Annotated in this window: 20 protein-coding genes and 1 tRNA gene; 13 read left to right on the forward strand and 8 right to left on the reverse strand. The window is 60.4% G+C overall.

Annotation, left to right across the window (positions count from 1 at the left end; genetic code table 11):
- Positions 1-44 precede the first annotated feature (44 nt).
- The 3 genes from A3OQ_RS23930 to A3OQ_RS0103985 all read right to left on the reverse strand — a co-directional run bounded on the left by A3OQ_RS23930 (position 45) and on the right by A3OQ_RS0103985 (position 1,451).
- Positions 45-314, reverse strand: a complete 270-nt coding sequence (locus tag A3OQ_RS23930) for a methionyl-tRNA formyltransferase (protein ID WP_244427089.1) — start codon at positions 312-314, stop codon at positions 45-47.
- A 42-nt stretch (positions 315-356) separates the two neighbouring features.
- The gene (locus tag A3OQ_RS0103980; protein ID WP_020174063.1) at positions 357-1,199 is read right to left on the reverse strand and encodes a hypothetical protein; all 843 of its coding nucleotides are present in this window, start codon (positions 1,197-1,199) and stop codon (positions 357-359) included.
- A 162-nt stretch (positions 1,200-1,361) separates the two neighbouring features.
- A tRNA-Ser gene (locus tag A3OQ_RS0103985) sits at positions 1,362-1,451 on the reverse strand.
- A gap of 341 nt (positions 1,452-1,792) precedes the next feature.
- Between A3OQ_RS0103985 and A3OQ_RS0103990 the strand changes: the two genes are divergently transcribed.
- From A3OQ_RS0103990 to A3OQ_RS0104005, 4 genes are all read left to right on the forward strand, one after another.
- Entirely contained in the window at positions 1,793-2,113 is a 321-nt protein-coding gene (locus A3OQ_RS0103990; RefSeq protein ID WP_020174064.1) for a hypothetical protein, read from the forward strand.
- A gap of 216 nt (positions 2,114-2,329) precedes the next feature.
- Positions 2,330-2,989 (forward strand): peptide-methionine (S)-S-oxide reductase MsrA, encoded by a 660-nt coding sequence (gene msrA / locus A3OQ_RS0103995; RefSeq protein ID WP_020174065.1) that lies wholly within the window; start codon positions 2,330-2,332, stop codon positions 2,987-2,989.
- 153 nt (positions 2,990-3,142) lie between these two features.
- Positions 3,143-3,655, forward strand: coding sequence for a TIGR00645 family protein (locus A3OQ_RS0104000; RefSeq protein WP_020174066.1), 513 nt, complete (start codon positions 3,143-3,145; stop codon positions 3,653-3,655).
- A 208-nt stretch (positions 3,656-3,863) separates the two neighbouring features.
- Entirely contained in the window at positions 3,864-4,091 is a 228-nt protein-coding gene (locus tag A3OQ_RS0104005) for a hypothetical protein (protein ID WP_152428310.1), read from the forward strand.
- Positions 4,092-4,183: 92 nt separating this feature from the next.
- Here A3OQ_RS0104005 and mepA read toward each other — a convergent pair whose 3' ends face one another.
- Positions 4,184-5,131 carry a penicillin-insensitive murein endopeptidase gene (gene mepA / locus A3OQ_RS0104010; protein ID WP_020174068.1) on the reverse strand — a complete coding sequence of 316 codons (948 nt, stop codon included), beginning with the start codon at positions 5,129-5,131 and terminating at the stop codon, positions 4,184-4,186.
- A gap of 230 nt (positions 5,132-5,361) precedes the next feature.
- Here mepA and A3OQ_RS21280 point away from each other — a divergent pair, with 230 nt between their 5' ends.
- The 6 genes from A3OQ_RS21280 (at position 5,362) to A3OQ_RS0104050 (ending at position 9,488) form a co-directional block, all read left to right on the forward strand.
- The gene (locus A3OQ_RS21280) at positions 5,362-5,937 is read left to right on the forward strand and encodes a L,D-transpeptidase (RefSeq protein WP_152428311.1); all 576 of its coding nucleotides are present in this window, start codon (positions 5,362-5,364) and stop codon (positions 5,935-5,937) included.
- A 132-nt stretch (positions 5,938-6,069) separates the two neighbouring features.
- Complete coding sequence (locus A3OQ_RS21285) at positions 6,070-6,354, forward strand: hypothetical protein (protein ID WP_020174070.1); 285 nt, start codon at positions 6,070-6,072, stop codon at positions 6,352-6,354.
- 494 nt (positions 6,355-6,848) lie between these two features.
- Positions 6,849-7,211: a hypothetical protein gene (locus A3OQ_RS0104035; RefSeq protein ID WP_026595470.1), complete on the forward strand. Its 363-nt coding sequence runs from the start codon at positions 6,849-6,851 to the stop codon at positions 7,209-7,211.
- 109 nt (positions 7,212-7,320) lie between these two features.
- On the forward strand, positions 7,321-7,830 hold the full coding sequence (locus A3OQ_RS0104040; RefSeq protein ID WP_020174074.1) for a tellurite resistance TerB family protein: 510 nt from the start codon (positions 7,321-7,323) through the stop codon (positions 7,828-7,830).
- Entirely contained in the window at positions 7,827-8,621 is a 795-nt protein-coding gene (locus tag A3OQ_RS0104045; RefSeq protein ID WP_026595471.1) for an SDR family NAD(P)-dependent oxidoreductase, read from the forward strand. Before A3OQ_RS0104040 ends, A3OQ_RS0104045 begins: the two co-directional genes overlap by 4 nt.
- Before the next feature lie 135 nt (positions 8,622-8,756).
- The gene (locus tag A3OQ_RS0104050; RefSeq protein ID WP_020174076.1) at positions 8,757-9,488 is read left to right on the forward strand and encodes a glutamine amidotransferase; all 732 of its coding nucleotides are present in this window, start codon (positions 8,757-8,759) and stop codon (positions 9,486-9,488) included.
- Here A3OQ_RS0104050 and A3OQ_RS0104055 read toward each other — a convergent pair.
- Positions 9,485-10,453 (reverse strand): site-specific tyrosine recombinase XerD, encoded by a 969-nt coding sequence (locus A3OQ_RS0104055; protein WP_020174077.1) that lies wholly within the window; start codon positions 10,451-10,453, stop codon positions 9,485-9,487. The genes A3OQ_RS0104050 and A3OQ_RS0104055 overlap by 4 nt on opposite strands.
- Before the next feature lie 8 nt (positions 10,454-10,461).
- Positions 10,462-10,605 carry a hypothetical protein gene (locus tag A3OQ_RS0104060; protein WP_020174078.1) on the reverse strand — a complete coding sequence of 48 codons (144 nt, stop codon included), beginning with the start codon at positions 10,603-10,605 and terminating at the stop codon, positions 10,462-10,464.
- 297 nt (positions 10,606-10,902) lie between these two features.
- Here A3OQ_RS0104060 and aroB point away from each other — a divergent pair, with 297 nt between their 5' ends.
- On the forward strand, positions 10,903-12,669 hold the full coding sequence (gene aroB / locus A3OQ_RS23935; protein ID WP_020174079.1) for a 3-dehydroquinate synthase: 1,767 nt from the start codon (positions 10,903-10,905) through the stop codon (positions 12,667-12,669).
- A 3-nt stretch (positions 12,670-12,672) separates the two neighbouring features.
- Positions 12,673-13,974: an HlyC/CorC family transporter gene (locus tag A3OQ_RS0104070; protein ID WP_020174080.1), complete on the forward strand. Its 1,302-nt coding sequence runs from the start codon at positions 12,673-12,675 to the stop codon at positions 13,972-13,974.
- 507 nt (positions 13,975-14,481) lie between these two features.
- On the opposite strand, the gene A3OQ_RS23360 is transcribed toward A3OQ_RS0104070, so the two are convergent.
- Together A3OQ_RS23360 and A3OQ_RS0104085 are read right to left on the reverse strand one after the other, a co-directional pair.
- Positions 14,482-15,225 (reverse strand): Rieske (2Fe-2S) protein, encoded by a 744-nt coding sequence (locus tag A3OQ_RS23360; protein WP_020174082.1) that lies wholly within the window; start codon positions 15,223-15,225, stop codon positions 14,482-14,484.
- Positions 15,226-15,516: 291 nt separating this feature from the next.
- Complete coding sequence (locus tag A3OQ_RS0104085) at positions 15,517-17,298, reverse strand: glucan ABC transporter ATP-binding protein/ permease (protein ID WP_020174083.1); 1,782 nt, start codon at positions 17,296-17,298, stop codon at positions 15,517-15,519.
- Between the two features lie 283 nt (positions 17,299-17,581).
- Here A3OQ_RS0104085 and A3OQ_RS0104090 point away from each other — a divergent pair, with 283 nt between their 5' ends.
- Positions 17,582-18,595, forward strand: a complete 1,014-nt coding sequence (locus tag A3OQ_RS0104090) for an RluA family pseudouridine synthase (protein WP_051116076.1) — start codon at positions 17,582-17,584, stop codon at positions 18,593-18,595.
- The last annotated feature ends 439 nt before the right edge of the window (positions 18,596-19,034 follow it).

The raw sequence follows: 19,034 nt of genomic DNA on the forward strand, positions 1-19,034 counted from the left end.
GCGAGAAGCTTGAGTCGTGTCTGATTGATCCCATACGGTATCAATCAGAAATGAAATTCACGCTTTAGGATGCCGCAAAGCGCCTCGGCCCCGTCATGATCGAGTTGTATCGTTTGGCTCTGCTTGCCGGGGACCTGACGAGTATCTCGCCCGTAGGTGTCGATTTGCAGGACAACCCGACCGTCCCGTTCAAAACTTGTGTAAGTCGCTTGGATTTCTTCATGGAGAGAAACCCGATCGCGGTCTTTGCGCGTGAAATTTTTGATTAATGCCACAGTGACACCTCTTTCAAATCGCTTCAAATCGGGGCGCATTTAAAGCGCGCTCACAGATCACCAACTGAGCCAGATACTTCCCTAGGTATTCGGACTACCTCTCTGATCAAGCTCCGCGAGCCACCGAAGGAAGCCTGTCCCGGTGCTAATTAGAGCAACAGCAATATCAAGGGGCGGCTGGGCGGGCTCTTCCTTGCCTTGCTCATGCCGGTAGAAATGTGCGGTCTCTACCCAATCCTTCATCGAATCCAAAAACTTTCCGGCAGCCCGTAAATCAGCAGACCCCGGCATATAGGTTCTCGCAATCGCGGGCCGGAGATACTGATCAATTTCGCTTCCCCCTAATCGATGGGCGTTAGTAAACATAAGCCGAAACAAACCCTCTAATGCGTCGAATACCGAACGCACGCTGGATTTTCCGTCGGGTGGCGTAGTATCCAGAACAGAAAACGCCTTGTCGAGGTTGGCAGCTACAGCGACATAGCGAGGCAAGTGCAAAGCAGCAATGCACGTGTTCCGACCTCGCTCAAATTCTTCATCAACAACGAAATGAACGACCCCCAGATCATCTACCTTATAGCCAACATTCTGCTCAGCAAAAATTCGGGAAACGGTTTTCAGATAATCTTTCGCTCGTCTCTCAAACAAGTGATCGCGGTTTAGGATGTTAAATATAAGGGTTACACTATCCAGCACATCACGTAATTCTGCTTCCTCATAGAAGTCGTTCCAGTAGACGCCATAGGGGCCAAAGCGCACGACGATTCCAAGCTCGGAATGCAGTTCTTTTGCTAAATTATCGATGCCTCTTTCTGGCAGGCTTGCGCTAAGTCGCTGTCGCATCCTTGCGTCATCGCGTAGAGCGCCGCCTCTGTCGATATAGATTTGGGAGAAGCGGGAAGCGCGGCCATCAGGAAGCGGCATTTCGTTTACCCGAGCTGAGTTCATTGCAGCAAGCTGACATAGACAGCGGTCACAGCAAAGAAACGGTGAGGGGTATAATGTAAGGGGCGCGTGAGGGGTATCGCCCAAAAAGCGTCTACTTAACTAAGTGGTCTATAAAGCATTTAGTAGCTTCAAATTAGCTGGCGGAGGGAGCGGGATTCGAACCCGCGATAGGCTTTCACCTATACACACTTTCCAGGCGTGCGCCTTCAACCACTCGGCCACCCCTCCGGGAACTCGCTTAAGCGGCCTGGAAAAGCCGCTCTTTCGCGCGCCGGGCCATTCATTTGCGAGGAAGGTTCGAGACCGAACTGTTCGCGAAAAAGGCCGCGATGTCACGCCTCGCGAATGTGCGCGCACTATAGTCACGAAAGACCTGAGCGCAAGTCTTGATCCGGCCCCCTTCCGGGCATGCGCCTTATTGATTTTCCCGTGGTTTTTCTGCGAGTAATGTCGTCCAGGCCAAGATAGGATGGCTGCCACCGCTCTTTCTTTTTGTTTGAGCATCGGATTGGTCCCAAAACCGGTTCCCACTTTTGGGTCCGATGCTCTTACGTCTCCTCAGGCGAACAATGCTGCGTTTGCTCTTCCGATTCATGGGTATTCTTGCCGTCGCTGCGGCTTTTGCCTCGCTCATCATCGACGGGACGCGATCGATCGCCGGCGGCGCGCTGTCGCTGACGCCGTTCGGGCAGACGGTGATTTCCTTCTTTCCCCATCAATTTCCGCTGCTGAAGCCGGCGGTCGAGCGGAATATTCATCCCTTTCTCTGGGATCCCGTCCTGCTCACCCTGTTTCTCATGCCGACCTGGCTGATTGTCGGTCTCTGCGGCCTGATCCTTCTGGCGCTCACCCGCAAACCGGCACCCAAGATCGGCTATTCCAACCGGTAGAGCATCGGACCGAAAAGTGCGAAGCGGTTTTCGGACCAATCCGATGCGAATAAAAAGACTTACGAGCACCGGACCGATTCGAGGCGAGCATCTTCCGCTTCAGGCTGCCAAGGCGGCTGGGGCGGACTAGGCCACGCGTTAGGGGCGTTGCTCTTTATACTGGCGCCGGAAAGCCCTATTTAAGGGAAAATCCTGTTTCCTGTATGGGACGCCGCCATGTTTTCATTCCGCAAGCATCTTGCGATGCCCTCCGCCGCCGAGGCTTTACCGGGACGAGCGGAGGCCATGCCGACCGCCGAACGTCATTTCCTCAACGGCAATCCGCTGCAGCCGCCGTTTCCAGACGGCATCGAGACAGCAGTTTTCGGCTTTGGCTGTTTCTGGGGCGCCGAGCGCAAATTCTGGCAATTGGGCGACGGCATTTATGCGACCGCCGTGGGTTATGCCGGCGGTCTGACGCCGAACCCGACCTATGAGGAAGTCTGCTCCGGTCTCACCGGCCATAACGAAGTGGTGTTTGTGGCCTTCGATCCGAAGCGCATTTCCTATGAAACCCTGTTGAAGACCTTTTGGGAGGCGCATGACCCGACGCAGGGCATGCGGCAGGGCAATGATGTCGGCACGCAATATCGCTCCGGCATCTATGTCGCCAATGCGGCGCAGCGCGCCGCGGCCGAAGCGAGCAAGGCGGCTTTCGGCGCGGCTCTCAAGGCGAAGGGATTCGGGCCGATCACCACCGAGATCCTCGACGCGCCGCCCTTCTATTATGCCGAGGCCTATCACCAGCAATATCTCGCCAAGAACCCGGATGGCTATTGCGGCCTTGGCGGGACAGGTGTTTCCTGCCCCATCGGAACGGGCATCGCGGCGGAATAGATCTCCGCGCGGCGCATAGATCATAAAACGTGATCGATTTCATAAATGTAGAGCGGGATGCGAGCGGAAAACCGCTCACACTTTTCCTCATCCCGCTCTAGCGGCACTTGGATTGACCATGTGCCGCCCTGTCCGCATGTGGGGCATTGATCCTTGCTGAAAAGCACGCTCGAAAAAGTTCTCTTCGCCAGCCGGTGGCTTCTCATTCCCTTCTACATTGCCCTGGCGCTGAGCCTCGCGGTTCTGGCGGTGAAAGCTGTTTGGGCTTTCGCCGAAGCCGTCCCGCACGCCATCGACGCCAGCGAATCGTCGATCATTCTCGCGGTGCTCGGCCTCATCGATCTCACTTTGACGGGATCGCTCATCGTGCTGGTGATTTGTTCGGGCTATGAGAATTTCGTCTCGCGGATCACTCAGGCCGAACATAGGGATTGGCCCGAGTGGATGGGCAAAATCGATTTCGCCGGGCTGAAACTGAAACTCATGTCGTCGATCGTGGCGATTTCGGCGATCCAATTGCTGCGCGCCTTCATGAGTGTGAAGGACACGTCGGATCGCGATCTCGGTTGGTATGTGGGTATTCATTTGGTCTTCGTCGTATCGGCTTTTCTTCTCGCCTTGACCGATCGTTTTTCCGGGCCGGCCGACAAGACGGAAGAGCATTGAGGCGCCTCGCCTCTGCATGCCGCATCGAACGGCCAATACCTAAGGCAACGTTTTCATTGCTGCGGCGTTGTCAGCGGGGCGAATTTTATTCGTCGCCAAAAGGGGGAAACTCGCGTCCGAGACAGAAGGCCTTTCGACAACTCCCGTCTCCCAAGGGAGCCGCGACTCTTCCTAAATATTGAATCATCAGGATGTGGAGGAAACCATCATGAAAATCGGACATACACTCGCGATCATGGCCGCTTGCGGCTTTTTGAGCGTCACCGCCGCGCAGGCCGCCACAAGTGGACAGACGTCTATGAAGGATCAGCAGATGACGACCGGGCGCAGCGTGCACCGTAATCATCATCCGGCCGTCGTCGTCCATCGCCGCCATCATCCTCATATGCTGATGCATCATCAACCGCATATGCCGCATCATCATCCTCACATGTGAGGCTGAGGCGAAAAGCGGCCCCGTATCCGAGGAGCGGGGCAGCCTTCGTCGGATGAAACAAAAAGGCGCTTCACCCGATGGTGAAGCGTTTTTTATTTGACGACGACGATGCTGCGGCAGGCGGCCGGAAGTTGCGCCAGCGTCAGAGGCGGCCGCGGTTTCGGCGGCGTAGGGCTTGGCCTTGGATGCAGGATCGACTCTTTAAACCAGCCGGCGAGCGAGGCATCGCAGCCGTCGCCGGGGCTAACCGGATCTTGATCTTCGCAGGCATCGCTGCCTTTGGGACAGACGATCCGCACGTGGAAATGATAGTCGTGGCCCCAAAAGGGGCGGACCTTGGCGAGCCAGGATCTGTCGCCCGTCGCTTCGCGGCACAGCGCTTTCTTGATCGCGGCATTGACGAAAATGCGCTCGACCTCCGGGTCTTGCGCCGCGGCCTTGATGACGGCGAGATGATCCGGAGTCCATTTCGCCGGATCGACGTCGCGGCGGTCCGCGCGCACGACATTGGTCGCCATCATCTCCTCGCGGTCCTCGCGCGGCAGATGGTGGTCCGGCATGGGCGTCAGCCAAATATCGGCGTCGAGCCCGATCTGATGCGAGGCATGGCCGGTCAGCATCGGACCGCCGCGCGGCTGCGACATGTCGCCGACGAGAATGCCCGGCCAATGACTGACCTGCGCGACTTTCTTCGAAAAGCGCTCGAGAAAGGCGATGAGGTCCGGATGGCCCCAATAGCGGTCGCGCGACACGCGCATGACCTGCCATGTCGGTCCATCGACCGAGAGCGCCTTGGCGCCGGCGAGGCAGCCGCGCGAATAAAAGCCGATGGCTCGCGCCGCAAGCGGAGCCGGCGCGGTCTCGCGGCCGAAGACGGCCTTGGCAGGCGTCGACGGATCGTTTGGATGCGGCAGCGGCGGAAGCGTGACGGGTGTCAGCGTGCCGCGGTCCTGCGCCTTCGCGCTTGAAGGAAGACCAAGGGCCGTCACGGCACAGAGACCGATCAGACAGGTTTGGATCAACAGCATGTGACGGCGCATGACGAGCCCTTCATGAATCGATCGACGGCGTAGAGTAACGGACAAGTAAGCCCGAACGGAATTCAGCAAAAGCAGCTTCTATCGACTCAAGTCATCTGATTTTGCGACCTTGTCATAAACCACTTGCGTCAACCTTGTTTTAACTTCGTCGTTTACCCGCGCCGTCAAAACGGTAATCATCTTGAAATGGACGGTGGATATTCAGCGACCCACGCGTGTAGGAGTTGACGATGCGTAGCGTGATTGGCGTTTTGATAATGATGTGCAGCGCGCTTTGGATGACGAGCGCGCAAGCGACTGTCCAGGTCCATATCGACCTCACCCATCAATCCATGAATGTCACCTCGAACAGCGGCAGTTACACTTGGCCGGTGTCCACGGCCCGCTCGGGCTATGTGACGCCGAACGGGACCTTCGCGCCCTATAGTCTGCAGCGGATGCATTACTCCAAGAAATATCACATGTCGCCGATGCCCTATTCGATCTTCTTCGCCGGCGGCTATGCGATCCATGGTACCTATTCGGTGGCGCAGCTCGGCCGTCCCGCCTCGCATGGTTGCATCCGCCTTTCGCCCGGCCATGCGCAACAGCTCTATCAAATGGTCCAGGCCGAAGGCGCCTCGATTTCGATTTCGGGCGCGCCGCCGCGCAGCACCATGTTTGCGAAAGCGCATCGGACCCATGCGGGCACCCATTATGCGGCGCGCTCGCACCACCAGCCGCAAGCCGGCTTGGCCTATGCTCCGGCCGGTTACGCGCCGAACACGGTCCAGTCCTGGCAGTCGGATCCGTTCTTCCACTGGTAAGCAGTTTGCGTCATCTCATGCTTTCGCGCTTCGTCGGCCCGCGGGTTTAAAGCGCGATTAACATCCGTCGTTGAAACTGAGCCGCAGAAGCGATCGTGTATCGCGCCTGAAGATGCACCGAAGGATGGTCCCATGCGACAGACGTTGCGAGCCGCGGCATTCGCATTGATGGCGGGCATGACGCTCGCTCCGGCTCACGCCGCCGATATTTTATATGCGCCACCGCGCGCGAATCCGCCGCCTCCGCCTGCATACCCGGAGCCCTATCCATATCCGGCTCCCTATTATCCGGGCTATGGCTGGGTGACCTATCTGCCGGCGGGCTATGGACCGCCGCTCCCGCCGCCTGCTGCCTGGGAGGTTTTCCCCAATTGCTGCCCCGATCCCTACTACCCTTACATTCCCTCCTTCCCGTGACTGTCACACAATGATCATGAGGCGGCGGCACTTTCCGCTCGTCTTTCATGATCGTTCGCGCTTAAAGCACATGCGCGACGAGACGGACGGGGGATCCATGCGACAAATGCTGCGCGCCGCCGCGTATATATTGATGGCCGGGGTCATGCTGGTTCCGGCTCACGCCGCCAATGGTCCATATCGGGCTAAGCATCCCTATCCGCATGCCTATCGGGACCGGGCTCACGGCGTATGGCGTTGGGTCGAGTTCCCCGGCACGCCCTATGCGCCTATCTCCCCGATGGACTATTCAGTGCCAAATTCGGAATATTGGGCGCGGAGCCTGGCGCCCTGGCCGACCTGCTGTCCCTTTCCCACTTACTCTCCGGTTTACTTTCCCTGATGGCCTCCTTTGCGGCTCGCGCAATGGTTATGGGCCGGCCGCACTTTCTGCTTGCCCTCCAGGGTCTTTCGCGCTTGAAGCGCATGGGGATTGAGTAGGACAGGGGGGATCCATGCGACAGATGGCGCGCGCCTTGGCATTCGCGGCGATGCTTGGCTCAACAGTGGCTCCCTTGTCCGCTGCCTTTGGACAGGTTCCGGATGTGACCCTCGTGCCCGGCGCCTTTGTCCCGCCGGACGGGGCTCCCTGCGTTTTCGAGGATTGGGGGCCGACGATTTCGCTGCCTTGGCCGAGCATCTGGCTCGGGCATTTTGCCGGCGGCCGGTTCGTCAACACGGCCTATGGCCGGACGCTCGATTGGTATGATGAGAAGGTCTGCTTTCCGTCGAGAGCGGCCTGCAATCGTTGGATCAGCGGGCAGCGTCGCGCCCTTCATCATCCGGAAGGCGATTGGACCTGTCTGCCGATCCGCTAAGGTTCCGCATGGCGAGCATTTTACGCCGCGCATACTTATATCGATTTGGGCGCGATCGCGCCGCGCCCGTTCTGGCTTTGCATTGGGCCGTCGCCGAGACGGAGGATTCATGTTCGCCGCATTGAAAAATCTATTGGCTGATCTCGGCCAAACCGAGACGCCGCGCCGGTTCGGTGAAGACGACTACCGCGTTGCCGCCGTCGCCTTGCTCGTCCATGTCGCCGATGCCGACGGAGTCACCGATGCGGCGGAAAGCCGGCGGTTGAAAACTCTGGTCAAGGAGCGCTTCGGCCTCGACGCCGGGGAGGCCGCAGCCTTGATCCGGGAAGCGCAGCAAAGCGACCGCGAAGCCGTCGATTTCTATCATTTCACCCATGTCCTGAAGCGTCAGCTCGATGACGAGGGCCGCCACAGGATCATCGAGATGATGTGGGATATGGCCTTCGCCGACGGGACCGTCGACGAAATCGAGGAAAATACCGTCTGGCGCGTCGCCGAACTCCTCGGCGTGTCGAACCGCGACCGGGTGCTTTTGCGCCAGAAAGTGGCAGCCGAAACGCGCTCTGAAGCAGCGCCCGAGGGGCCTTGGTCGCCGAAGCCGGCGCGAGGCGAGGCGTGAGCGCAAGGCGTGTGACTTTGGTAACCGGCGCCTCCGGCGGGATTGGAGCCGACCTTGCCAGGGTCTTTGCCTATCACGGTCACGACCTCGCTTTGGTCGCCCGCAGCAAGGACAAGCTTGAGACTCTGGCGAATGAAATCGCGGCGACCAGCCGGCCGCGGCCTCTGGTAATCCCGGTCGATCTCACCGGAAAAGACGCGGTCGAGGCGGTCGCGGCGCAGCTTCAGGCGGCGGATGCCAGCGTCGACATCCTCGTCAATAATGCCGGTTACGGCCTTGCGGGTGAGGCGGCCGATCTCGATCCGCAAGACGAACTCGGCATGGTCGATCTCAATGTCAGGGCGCTCGTCGAGCTCACGCTCCGCTTCGCGCCGCACATCCGGGCGGCCAAGGGCGGCATTTTGAATGTCGCGTCGATTGCCGCCTATCTGCCGGGGCCAGGCATGGCCGTCTATTATGCGTCGAAGGCTTTCGTGCGCTCGTTCAGCCGGGCGCTATGGCAGGAATTGCGTCGCGATGGGGTGACGGTCACGCTTCTTTGCCCTGGAGTGACCCTGACGGGATTTCAGGCGCGCGCGAAAATGGAAGTCGCCCCAAATATTGCGCGTTTCGCGGGTGCGAGCGCCATGGAGGTGGCGGAGGCGGGCTATGCCGGGCTTGTGGCAAAGCGCCGCGTGGTCGTACCGGGTGTGATCAATAGAATTTTTACCATAATCATGCCATTACTACCCGACGCCCTGATTTTGCCCGTCGTTGCGCATATGCAAGGACAGAAGCTGAAGGGTAAGTGACCCGATTGGGTCCCGCGCTGTTGGCGGACCCGCTGTCAAATCGACAGACATTCATGATCTTGAGGATGCGTCCTTTTTATTGGGGTTTTCGGCGGCGTCCTGCCTAAACCCTCGATGGGGAACGCAACGGAGAAAATGGACAAGAAAAAGACGCCGCTCGGTCAGGTTCTTATCGTCCTTCACCAGGAAGCCTCCACGCCGGGTCGCCTCGGGCGCCTGCTCGAAGCGCAGGGCTATGAACTTGATGTCAGGCGGCCGCGTTTCGGCGACGTCCTTCCCAAATCATTAGATGGCCATGCCGGCGTGATCGTCTTCGGCGGCCCGATGAGCGCCAATGACGAAGACGAATGGCTCTGCCGGGAAATGGATTGGCTCAAAGTGCCGTTGCGCGAGGATAAGCCTTTCCTCGGCATCTGCCTTGGCGCGCAAATGCTCGCCCGACATCTCGGCCATCGCGTCTATCCGCATCCGGAAGGCAAGGTCGAAGTCGGCTATTATCCGATCCGTCCGACCGAGCACGGCCATGGCCTCTGTCCCTGTCCGTTTCCCGAAAAAGTCTATCAATGGCATCGCGAGGGCTTCGATCTGCCGAAGGGTGCGACGTTGCTCGCCGCCGGGCATGATTTCGAGGCCCAGGCCTTCCGCTATGGCTCCTGCGCCTATGGCTTCCAGTTCCATCCGGAAGTCACTTACGCGATGATGTGCAAATGGACGGTGCAAGGCGCCGAGCGCACGATTCTGCCCAATGCGCATCCGCGCCACCGCCATCTCGAAGGCTGGTTCCTGCATGATGGCGCGGTGGCGCGCTGGTCCGACGCCTTTTTGAAGGCCTGGCTCGCCGGCCGGCCGGCGGCAAACCTCGCCTAAAACCGCGCGTCCTCATCTCCGAGCGGGTGAAGATCCCGGACCATGGCCTTCATGCGCTCGTCGAGCACATGGGTGTAGATCTGGGTCGTCGAAATATCGGCATGGCCCAATAATTCCTGTACGACACGCAGATCGGCGCCGTTTTGCAGAAGATGGCTCGCAAAAGCATGGCGCAGCACATGCGGGCTGATGCGGGACGTGTTGATGCCCGCTGCCGCCGCGACGGTTTTCAAGTCGCGCGCAAAGGCTTGCCGCGTGAGATGGCCGCTTTCACTGTCGGCTGGAAACAGCCAGGGGCCTGTCGCCGCGCCTGCATCGACGGTGTCGAGAAGCTTGCGGTAGAAACTCATAGCCTCCCGCGCCAGCGGCGATAGCGGCACCAGTCTCTCGCGATTGCCTTTGCCGCGGACGCTCAGCAGAGGATCGCGGGTGGAGGCGGCGCGCTTCGGCAGACTGACGAGTTCCGAGACGCGCAATCCGGTGGCGTAGAGGAGTTCGATGAGGCAGGCGGTCCGGGCCGCGCGCAGGCGCTCGCGCGGCGGGCGGTTCGCGTCGTCGAGACCTTCCTTGGCGAGATTGAGCAGGCGATCGACCTCGGCGATGGTCAGGCAATTCGGCAGCCGCCTCGCCTGCTTTGGTCCGGAGAGCACAAGCGTCGGATCGTCCGTTCGGCGCCCCTCGGCGACCAGAAAATGATGAAACTGCCGGATCGAGGAGAGTTTCCGGGCGCTCGACGTCGCCTTGAGGCCGCGCGCGTCGAGATCTTGCAGATAGGCGCGGACCGTCTCCGTGTTCGCCGTCAGCGCCTTCTTCTTGGCGCGGGCGAGGAAGGCGACATAATCGGTAAGGTCGCGCCGGTAGGCGTCGAGCGTATTTTGGGCGGCGCCGCGCTCGGCCGCGATCATGTCGAGAAAACCGTCGAGGAGGGAAAGGGAAGCCTTATCGTCAGACGCTCTATCGGACATGGGCCGCCTCATTTGTTAAGGCGAGCGGGCGGGACGGTCTGGCTCATTTCGCGCGGCTGCGGCTCGACAAAGGTCACGAGCGCGATCATCCCGGCATAGGCTAGTCCCGCCAAGAGGCCGACGAGGATCAAAAAGCGGAAAAGGCTCGGCACGCAGGCAGTCTCCGGTCACATGAAACAATAATCGCAAAAAGGTCTGGGCACGTGGCGCAAGGGACCTGGCCCGCGGGAGAAATCGAAACGATTAAGTCTTATGAGAGCGCTTGGCTTTCATGATTCTCGCCTAGCGGCAATCCCTTTCATAAGCTGAATCTTCTTTGCAAGTCATGAAGATCATGGCCTCGCCCCCGGCCTCCAAATCTGGCCGAAGGCGCTATTTTGGAGCGGTTTTCGCCTTTTATCGGGAAGTGCGGCTTAAATCCCGGCGGGCGGCATGTTACATCTTGCCGGATGAGTAGCGGTATTTCCCCGGCCCCGATTTCCGACGACGGACGCCTGCATGACCGCCGGGCAGCGCCTGTCCTCTCGGCGCTTGGCGGGCGCCCGATCGTGCTCGTCGGCATGATGGGCTCCGGCAAGACCTCCACCGGGCGGCGGCTGGCACAGCGCCTCGGCCTGAACTTCGTCGATGCGGATGTCGTGATCGAACAGGCGGCCGCCATGTCGATCGAGGATATTTTCGCGCGGCATGGGGAGGCCTATTTCCGCGACGGCGAAAAAAGGGTGATGGCACGGCTCCTGGGCGAAGGGCCGCGCGTGCTCGCGACCGGCGGCGGCGCCTTCATGAATGCCGAAGTCCGCGAGCGCATCGCAGCCGAAGGCATATCGATCTGGCTGAAAGCCGATTTCGACGTGCTCTGGCGGCGCGTCAGGCGGCGCACGACACGCCCGCTCCTCAACAATGCCGAGCCGGAGGTGACGCTTCGCCGCTTGATCGAGGAGCGCTATCCCGTCTATGCCCAAGCCGATATCACCGTCCAGTCACATGAAGGTTCGCATGATGACGTGGTCGATGAGATGATGGCCCAGCTCGAGGCCTTTTTGGCCTCGCCCGATCTGGCTTCGGGATATGGCAAGTCAATATCCGGAAAAAACGTGTCGAAACTCGAAAAAATCGGCGTCAAGCTCAGCGGCCGCGGCTATGATATTCTGATCGGCGATGGCCTCATCGAGGAGGCGGGCGATCATATCAAGCGGCTGGCGCCCGGCGCCGCCTGCGCCATCGTCACCGACGAGAATGTCGCCAGGCACCATTTGCCGGCCCTGGAGCGCGGTCTCGACGCCGCCCAGATCAAACACGCGAAAATCATTGTCGCGCCGGGCGAGGGCTCAAAGACCTATTCGGTCTTCGAGCGTGTCTGCGACGAGATCATAGGCGCCAAGATCGAACGCAACGACCTTGTCGTCGCCTTGGGTGGCGGCGTCGTCGGCGATCTTGCCGGCTATGCGGCGGCCTCCGTGCGGCGCGGCATGCGCTTCATCCAGATTCCGACCTCGCTTCTGGCACAGGTCGATTCCTCCGTCGGCGGCAAGACCGGAATCAATTCGCCCTATGGCAAGAACTTGATCGGCGCTTTCCATCAGCCGTCGCTGGTGCTGGCCGACACGGGCTCGCTCGAAACCCTGCCGGTGCGGGAGTTTCGCGCCGGCTATGCCGAGATCGTCAAATATGGCCTCATCAATGATCTGGCCCTTTTCGATTGGCTCGAAGCCTCCTGGCAGGAGGTTTTCGCGGGCGGTGAGGCGCGGTCGCGCGCCATCGCCAAGAGCTGCGCGGCAAAGGCCGGCGTCGTTGCGAGAGACGAGCGCGAAACCGGCGAACGGGCTCTACTCAATCTCGGCCACACATTCGGTCATGCTTTGGAGCGGGTGACCGGCTATGATGGGTCGCGTCTCGTGCATGGCGAAGGCGTCGCCATCGGCATGGCTTGTGCTTTCCGCTTCTCGGCGCGGCGTGGGCTTTGCCCGGCGCAGGACGCCGAACGTGTCGCCCTCCATCTGAAGTCTGTCGGACTACCGACACGTTTTCGCGATATTGCCGGTTGGGATGCTGGCGCGGAGCAGATTTTGGACGCGATGTATCAGGACAAGAAGGTGGAGCATGGCGCTTTGACCTTCATCCTGGCGCATGGCATCGGAAAATGCTTCGTCGCTAAAACAGTCGATCCCGGCGAGGTCTTGGCCTTCCTCAAGGACGAATTGAACGCGGGACTTTAATCCATGCACGGCGAAGCTGGCGATGGTTTGCCGGTCGATCTCTGGCTAGCGCTTGTCATCATCTTGCTCTGTGTCGCGCTCGCTGCGTTTTTCGCTGCATCCGAGACCGCGCTGACGGCGGCGTCGCGCGCGCGCATGTACGCGCTGGAGAAGAGCGGGGATCCCCGCGCCGCTCTGGTCAATCGGCTGCTCAGGCGCCGCAACCGCCTCATCGGCGCGACGCTGCTCGGCAATACCCTCGTCAATATCGGTTCCTCGGCTTTCATGACGAGCGTTCTTGTCGCTCTCATCGGCGACAATGGGGTGGTCTACGCCACCTTGATCATGACCTTTCTGCTGCTCGTCTTCGCCGAGATCATGCCGAAGACGCTCGCCATCAATTATCCAGATCGGATATCGCTGATCGTCGTCAGGGTCATGTCGGTCTTCGTCGCGATCTTCGGCCCGGTTCTCCTCGCGATCGAGGCCGTGGTGCGAAGCCTGTTCAAATTGATGGGCATCGACGTCACGCGGCAGAAATCGATGCTGTCCGGCCATGAGCAATTGAAGAGCACGGTCGAATTCCTGCACCGTGAGGGAGGCGTCGAGCGCGGCGAGCGCGACATGTTCGGCGGGCTCCTCGACCTCAACGAGCTCGAGGTTTCGGATGTCATGGTGCATCGGACGCGGATGCGCACGATCAATGCCGATCTGCCGCCGCGGGAACTTTTGCGCGAAGTCGTGAATTCGCCCTATACGCGCATGCCGCTCTGGCGCGAGAGGCCTGACAATATCATCGGCGTTCTGCACGCGAAGGATCTGCTTCGCGCCGTCGATGTCTGCGGCGATGTCGATAAGCTCAAGGTTGACGATATAGCGCTCGAGGCCTGGTTCGTACCGAATACGACCTCAGTCGACGATCAATTGCAGGCCTTCCTCAAGCGGAAGACGCATTTCGCGCTCGTCGTTGACGAATATGGTGAAGTCATGGGTCTTGTGACGCTTGAGGATATTTTGGAAGAAATCGTCGGCGATATAAGGGACGAGCATGACTTGGCCGTGCAGGGCGTCAGGCCGCAGGCCGACGGCTCCGTCATGGTCGAGGGCTCGGTGCCGATTCGCGATCTCAATCGCGTGATGGCCTGGGATCTGCCCGACGAAGAAGCGACGACGATTGCCGGCCTCGTGATTCATGAGGCGCGGGCGATCCCGGAATCGGGTCAGGTCTTCACCTTCCACAATTTCCGCTTTGAAGTGCTGCGCAAGATCCGCAACCGGATCACCGCCTTGCGGATCGCGCCGGCCAATGTGGCGGGCGGAGAGTAACGGCGGCTTTTTCACGCAAATGGAAGGGAAGCGTCATGGCCGGGCTTGACCCGGCCATCCAAGCGCCGTTGGAAGCGGGCGCTTGACGCCGAACAGCATTGCTGGATGCAAACGATTTGCGCCCCGCCATGATGGCGTCGGCCCCGGTAAGCGTCAGATTTCGTCATTCATCCGATGGCGGAGATTTTCGGCGAGCCGGATCGTTTTTGTCAATGACGGCCCTTGGGGCCGCCGCCGCAGGCGGTCGCGAAGCGATCATTGACTAAAGCGATCTGCTCGCCATGCTCGCCGCCAAGAGATGAATGGCCGCCTCTGAATAGCATGATTGGTGCTGACAGGCGGGACGCAGCTCTCAACCGTCAAGCGCGGGCTTAACCCGCACATCAGGTACGCTGTTCGCCGCTAAACGCCTGCCTGCCATTCGCGCTTTGCTTAAAGCGGCCTAAGACGAAGATGGCCGGGACAAGCCCGGCCATGATGCGTTGTCTAGATCCAGCCACCAGCGCCTTACAGGAAGGTGCGCTTCGTCGACTGCAGTTTGAAGCCGTCGTTCTCGAGCACGAGATCCTTGCCCTCGCCCTCTTCCTCCGGCGGCTCGTCGCTCTGCAAGACCAGATTGACGTTCAAGAGGCAGACATCGTCCTCATCGACGATGCAGGGAATCTGTACCAGCCGCTCACCTTCGCAGGGGCCCTTGGTGCAGACGCCGGTCTCGACGTCGAAGATCGCGCCGTGCTTGCCGCACTGAAGCACCTTCAGATAGTTGGGCTCGAAGAAATTGTTCTTCTCCCAATCCAGGCGCTGCCCGGAATGCGGGCAGGCGTTCTCATAGGCGAAATATTGCTTGCCGAAGCGGCAGATGAACACGTCCCAAGGCCGGGTCTTGCCGTCGGTCCACATGCGCATCAGGGGGAAGCTCTTGCCCATGCGGTCGCGAATGTCGCGGCGGTCGCAGATCGCATAGAGCTCGCCGGTGGGCGGAGCTGGCTGGGCCTCCTCGGGGATTGCCGTAGGCTCGATCTTCGGCACCGGCCGCGCCCGCATGGCGAAGACGCCATGGGCGTTTTCCTTGCGGTAGGCCGTATGCGCCCCCTGGCAACCGCCGACCGGAAAGTTTTCCGGATTGGTATGATCGGCGCCTTCTATGCGATAGGGCGCGCGATCGGCCGAGGGCACTTCCGTTTTTGCGCGAAAAGGCGAGGGGCTGTAAGGCAGCAATTCCTTTTTGTTCGGAGATTCTTGGTCTGGCATCTTATCCCTCGTTCAACATGATCCGCGGTGCCTACAACGGCCGAGCCGCTTGCTTTGGGCGATCACGCCGCCCTTCTGAGACCTTCTCAAGCTTGCCGCGCCGCGGCTTTGCCTGAAATTCCAGCGCCTTTACTTCAATCTGCGATCCGGCTGTCCGAATTGCAAGGAGCCTAACCTCGGCTTTGGCCGGAAAAAGGGGCACTCTGCTAGAAGCAATAGCAATGCCAGGATAATCTTCAAGAATTTTTACCGCGGTGCACTCAAGCAGGTTAATCCTTACGCTAGAGCCGATTAGCCCAGTTCGCCATCGGCTTTTTCCGCCTCAACCGCCAAAAATTGCGCCTTGGCCAGCGCGGCAAAGGTGCCGCCCCTGGCGACCAATTCGTCGAAGGAGCCCTGTTCGACGATTTTCCCGTGATCGAAAACGAAAATGCGGTTCGCGTGGCGGATGGTTGCAAGCCGATGCGCGATGATGAAGGTCGTCCGGCCTTGCGTCGCGGATTCGAGCGCTGCCTGCAATTGCCGCTCGGTCGTGGCGTCGAGCGCCGAGGTGGCCTCGTCGAAAATCATGATCGGCGGGTCCTTCAAAAGCGCCCGTGCGATCGAGATCCTTTGACGCTCGCCGCCGGACAATGAGCGGCCGCGTTCGCCGACGGCGGTCGCAAGCCCGTCGCTTTGATGGGTCACGAAATCGGCGGCCTGGGCGCGTTGCAGCGCAAGGTCGATCTCCTCGGGCGTGGCGTCGGGATCGCCGATCCGCAGGTTTTCTTCGATCGAGCGGGCAAAGAGCATAGCCTCCTGGAACACGACGCCGATGTTGCGGCGGAGGCCAACAAGGCTCATGTCGCGAATATCGATCCCGTCGATCAATATGCGGCCCTGCTGCGGATCATAGACGCGGTGCAGTAGATTGAGCGTCGTCGATTTGCCCGAGCCCGTCGCACCGACAAGCGCGATCGTCTCGCCCGGCATCACGTCGAAACTGACATCGCTGATGGCGGGACGCCGCGCATCATAGGAAAAGCTCACATGGTCGAAGGTGACCGCGCCCTTGAGCCGGCCGGGGTCCTTCGCGTTTGGGCTATCCGCGACGCGCGGCACCGTATCGATCACATCGAAAAACTCCTGCAGCTTCGGCGCCTGCAGAAACAGCGAGTTGAAAAAGGCGACCAATTGTTCGAGCCGCGCGATCAGCATGGTGGCGAAGCTCATGAAGGCGACGATTTCGCCGATGCTGGCGAGACCTTGCAGATAGAGCCAGGTGCCGAGCAGAAATATGCCGAGCAGGGTCAAGGTCGCCGCCGCCTTGGCGCCGACCACGGCGAGCGCCCACCACGTCAGCACCGGCAATTGCGCGGCAAGCACCGCATTGATGATGTCGCGCATCGCGCGCACTTCATCGTCGACGCGGGTGAAGCTCTGGATGACCGGCACATTGCCGAGCGCGTCCGACGCCCGCTCCGCAAAAGTGCTATGGCGCTGCTCGACGGATCTTTGCAGCTTTTCGGTCTTGCGCAGCACATAGGCCGTCAGAAAGCCGAAGAGGAGAACAAGCACGATCAGCAGCGAGGCGAGCCGCCAGTTCACGACGAGCGACACCGGCAGCAGGATCACCAAAGCCGCGAGCGAGGCGCAATTCTCGCGGAAGAAGGAAAGCCAGAGGCCGAACAGGCCGGCGGCGCCTTCGAGCATGACTTTCAAAAGCCGCCCCGAATGGATCGACGAATGAAAGCTGAGCGGCAGATGCAGGACATGTTCGAAATAAAGCGCCATCACCGCCATGCGGCGGCGATGCGCGAGCCTGTCCGCATGAAGCGCGATCAAAACGGCGGCGGCGATGGAAAACAGCGCGAACCCGACCCAGGCCGCGAGCAGCGGCGTGAGCTCGGCCAAAGTCGGGACGCGCGCCGCCGCGGCGGCGGCGGTCAGCCGGTCGATGATGCGTCCGAAGAGCACAGGCTCGGCGAATTGCGCGGTTGCCAAAAACAGATTGGAGACGGCCAGGATCACGGCGAGCCGCGCTTCCGGCCTTAAAAGCGCGATGACGCGTAAATAAAGCCTTGGAAGCGACATGGGGGATCGAGCGAAAGTCTCGGTGGGCAGGGGCACTGGAATAGTCTCGCTTTGGCGGCGCGATCATGGTTTGCAAGAAGCCGTCCGCCTGTGAAAGATGATTTTTCCATTTCTTGAGCAAATGCGTGCTTCATGGTGAAGCATGCGCAACAAAACATAGAAATATCTGGACGGTTCATCGGTGGCGAAGCGCATATCGAAAGCGGACGTGGAAGCTGAAGCTGCCGAGGCGGCGGCAATCCTGCTCCTAGCGGAGGAGGACGGGCTCGAACCGGACGAGGTTTTGGCCGAGCCGGAGGAAGCGGGCGTCTATCTTGTCAAAGACGCCGACGCAGGCGAAAGGCTCGACCATTTTCTCGTGCGCGCGGCGGCTGCCGCCGGGCTCTCCCGCACCAGGCTCAAAAGCCTCATCGACCAAGGCGAGGTCGCAGTCGATGGCAAGCCCGCCACCGCCGCGACGAAGCTGCGCGCCGGCCAGACCGTGACGCTCATCACGCCTGAGCCCGTCGATCCGGTGCCGAGGGCTGAAAATATCCCGCTCAATATCGTCTTCGAGGACGAGCATCTTCTCGTCCTCGATAAGCCCGCGGGCCTCGTCGTCCATCCGGCCGCCGGCCATCAGAGCGGTACTTTGGTCAATGCGCTGATCGGCCATTGCGGTGAAAGCCTGTCGGGGATCGGCGGCGTCCGGCGGCCGGGCATCGTGCATCGGCTCGACAAGGATACGTCCGGTCTTCTCGTCGTCGCCAAGACCGATCGGGCGCATGGCGGCCTGACCAAGCTTTTCGCCGACCATGGCCGCACGCTGGCGCTGGAGCGCACCTATTACGCCCTCGTCTGGGGCGTGCCGGAACGTCCCTCCGGCACGGTCGAGGCGGCGCTCGGCCGGCATCCGACGGATCGGCAGAAAATGGCGGTCGTGCCGGAGGCGCGGGGAAGGCACGCCATTACCCATTGGGAAGTGCTCGAAAGCTTCTCCGTACCGGAGCGCGATGCGCCGATCGCGAGCCTCATCGCCTGCACGCTCGAGACCGGGCGCACGCATCAGATCCGGGTCCATATGGCCCATCTCGGCCATCCGATCCTGGGCGATCCGCTCTATGCCAAGGGCTTCAAGACGAAGGAGCCTCTGCTCGGGCCTAAAGCGAGAGCTTTACTGTTGAGCCTCAACCGGCAGGCGCTGCACGCCGGTATTCTGGGCTTTCCGCATCCGGTCACCCAGAAAGAGCTCTATTTCGAAAGCGAATTGCCCGAAGACCTCGAGGCCTTGCGGGCAGCGCTGGCGGCGGGGCTTTGATCCTGGGCGCGCTTTTTCCTTCTCCCTGTGGGAGAAGGTGGCCGGCAGAGCCGGCCGGATGAGGGGTTACGCCTCGTCTGGATGAAACTCTAACCCCTCACCCGGCGCCTTCGGCGCCACCCTCTCCCTCTGGGAGAGGGTTCAACACGCCTCGCTTTACGAACTATGCTCGCAAAGCGCCGCCACGCCGTCGGTTTGATCCAGCGCATGGCCGGGCCGGCCTGCAGCCGCCACGATGGTCCAAAATCACGGAAAGGCACTTAACCCGTTGTTAAAGGCCGGCTCTTGTTTCGCTTCGGCGCGTTCAACGGATTTTGATAGGGCGAGCGTAAAAAAGCCCAAACTGAAAGGCAGTTTATTCGTTATCGATTTGTGAGAACGACGTCCGGCGAAAGCTTGCCAATTTGTAATGCGTGTGCGGCAGCCGGCCACTTTCAGT

Origin of the sequence: Methyloferula stellata AR4 (genome assembly GCF_000385335.1) — a bacterium.
Lineage (GTDB): Bacteria > Pseudomonadota > Alphaproteobacteria > Rhizobiales > Beijerinckiaceae > Methyloferula > Methyloferula stellata.

What these genes read in the sequence shown, in the direction of transcription:
- A3OQ_RS23930 (WP_244427089.1), bottom strand. Translation starts at nt 314, where the DNA reads ATGCGCCCCGATTTGAAGCGATTTGAAAGAGGTGTCACTGTGGCATTA.
- A3OQ_RS0103980 (WP_020174063.1), bottom strand. Translation starts at nt 1,199, where the DNA reads ATGCCGCTTCCTGATGGCCGCGCTTCCCGCTTCTCCCAAATCTATATC.
- A3OQ_RS0103990 (WP_020174064.1), top strand. Translation starts at nt 1,793, where the DNA reads ATGCTGCGTTTGCTCTTCCGATTCATGGGTATTCTTGCCGTCGCTGCG.
- msrA (WP_020174065.1), top strand. Translation starts at nt 2,330, where the DNA reads ATGTTTTCATTCCGCAAGCATCTTGCGATGCCCTCCGCCGCCGAGGCT.
- A3OQ_RS0104005 (WP_152428310.1), top strand. Translation starts at nt 3,864, where the DNA reads ATGAAAATCGGACATACACTCGCGATCATGGCCGCTTGCGGCTTTTTG.
- mepA (WP_020174068.1), bottom strand. Translation starts at nt 5,131, where the DNA reads ATGCGCCGTCACATGCTGTTGATCCAAACCTGTCTGATCGGTCTCTGT.
- A3OQ_RS21280 (WP_152428311.1), top strand. Translation starts at nt 5,362, where the DNA reads ATGCGTAGCGTGATTGGCGTTTTGATAATGATGTGCAGCGCGCTTTGG.
- A3OQ_RS21285 (WP_020174070.1), top strand. Translation starts at nt 6,070, where the DNA reads ATGCGACAGACGTTGCGAGCCGCGGCATTCGCATTGATGGCGGGCATG.
- A3OQ_RS0104035 (WP_026595470.1), top strand. Translation starts at nt 6,849, where the DNA reads ATGCGACAGATGGCGCGCGCCTTGGCATTCGCGGCGATGCTTGGCTCA.
- A3OQ_RS0104040 (WP_020174074.1), top strand. Translation starts at nt 7,321, where the DNA reads ATGTTCGCCGCATTGAAAAATCTATTGGCTGATCTCGGCCAAACCGAG.
- A3OQ_RS0104050 (WP_020174076.1), top strand. Translation starts at nt 8,757, where the DNA reads ATGGACAAGAAAAAGACGCCGCTCGGTCAGGTTCTTATCGTCCTTCAC.
- A3OQ_RS0104055 (WP_020174077.1), bottom strand. Translation starts at nt 10,453, where the DNA reads ATGTCCGATAGAGCGTCTGACGATAAGGCTTCCCTTTCCCTCCTCGAC.
- aroB (WP_020174079.1), top strand. Translation starts at nt 10,903, where the DNA reads ATGAGTAGCGGTATTTCCCCGGCCCCGATTTCCGACGACGGACGCCTG.
- A3OQ_RS0104070 (WP_020174080.1), top strand. Translation starts at nt 12,673, where the DNA reads ATGCACGGCGAAGCTGGCGATGGTTTGCCGGTCGATCTCTGGCTAGCG.
- A3OQ_RS23360 (WP_020174082.1), bottom strand. Translation starts at nt 15,225, where the DNA reads ATGCCAGACCAAGAATCTCCGAACAAAAAGGAATTGCTGCCTTACAGC.
- A3OQ_RS0104085 (WP_020174083.1), bottom strand. Translation starts at nt 17,298, where the DNA reads ATGTCGCTTCCAAGGCTTTATTTACGCGTCATCGCGCTTTTAAGGCCG.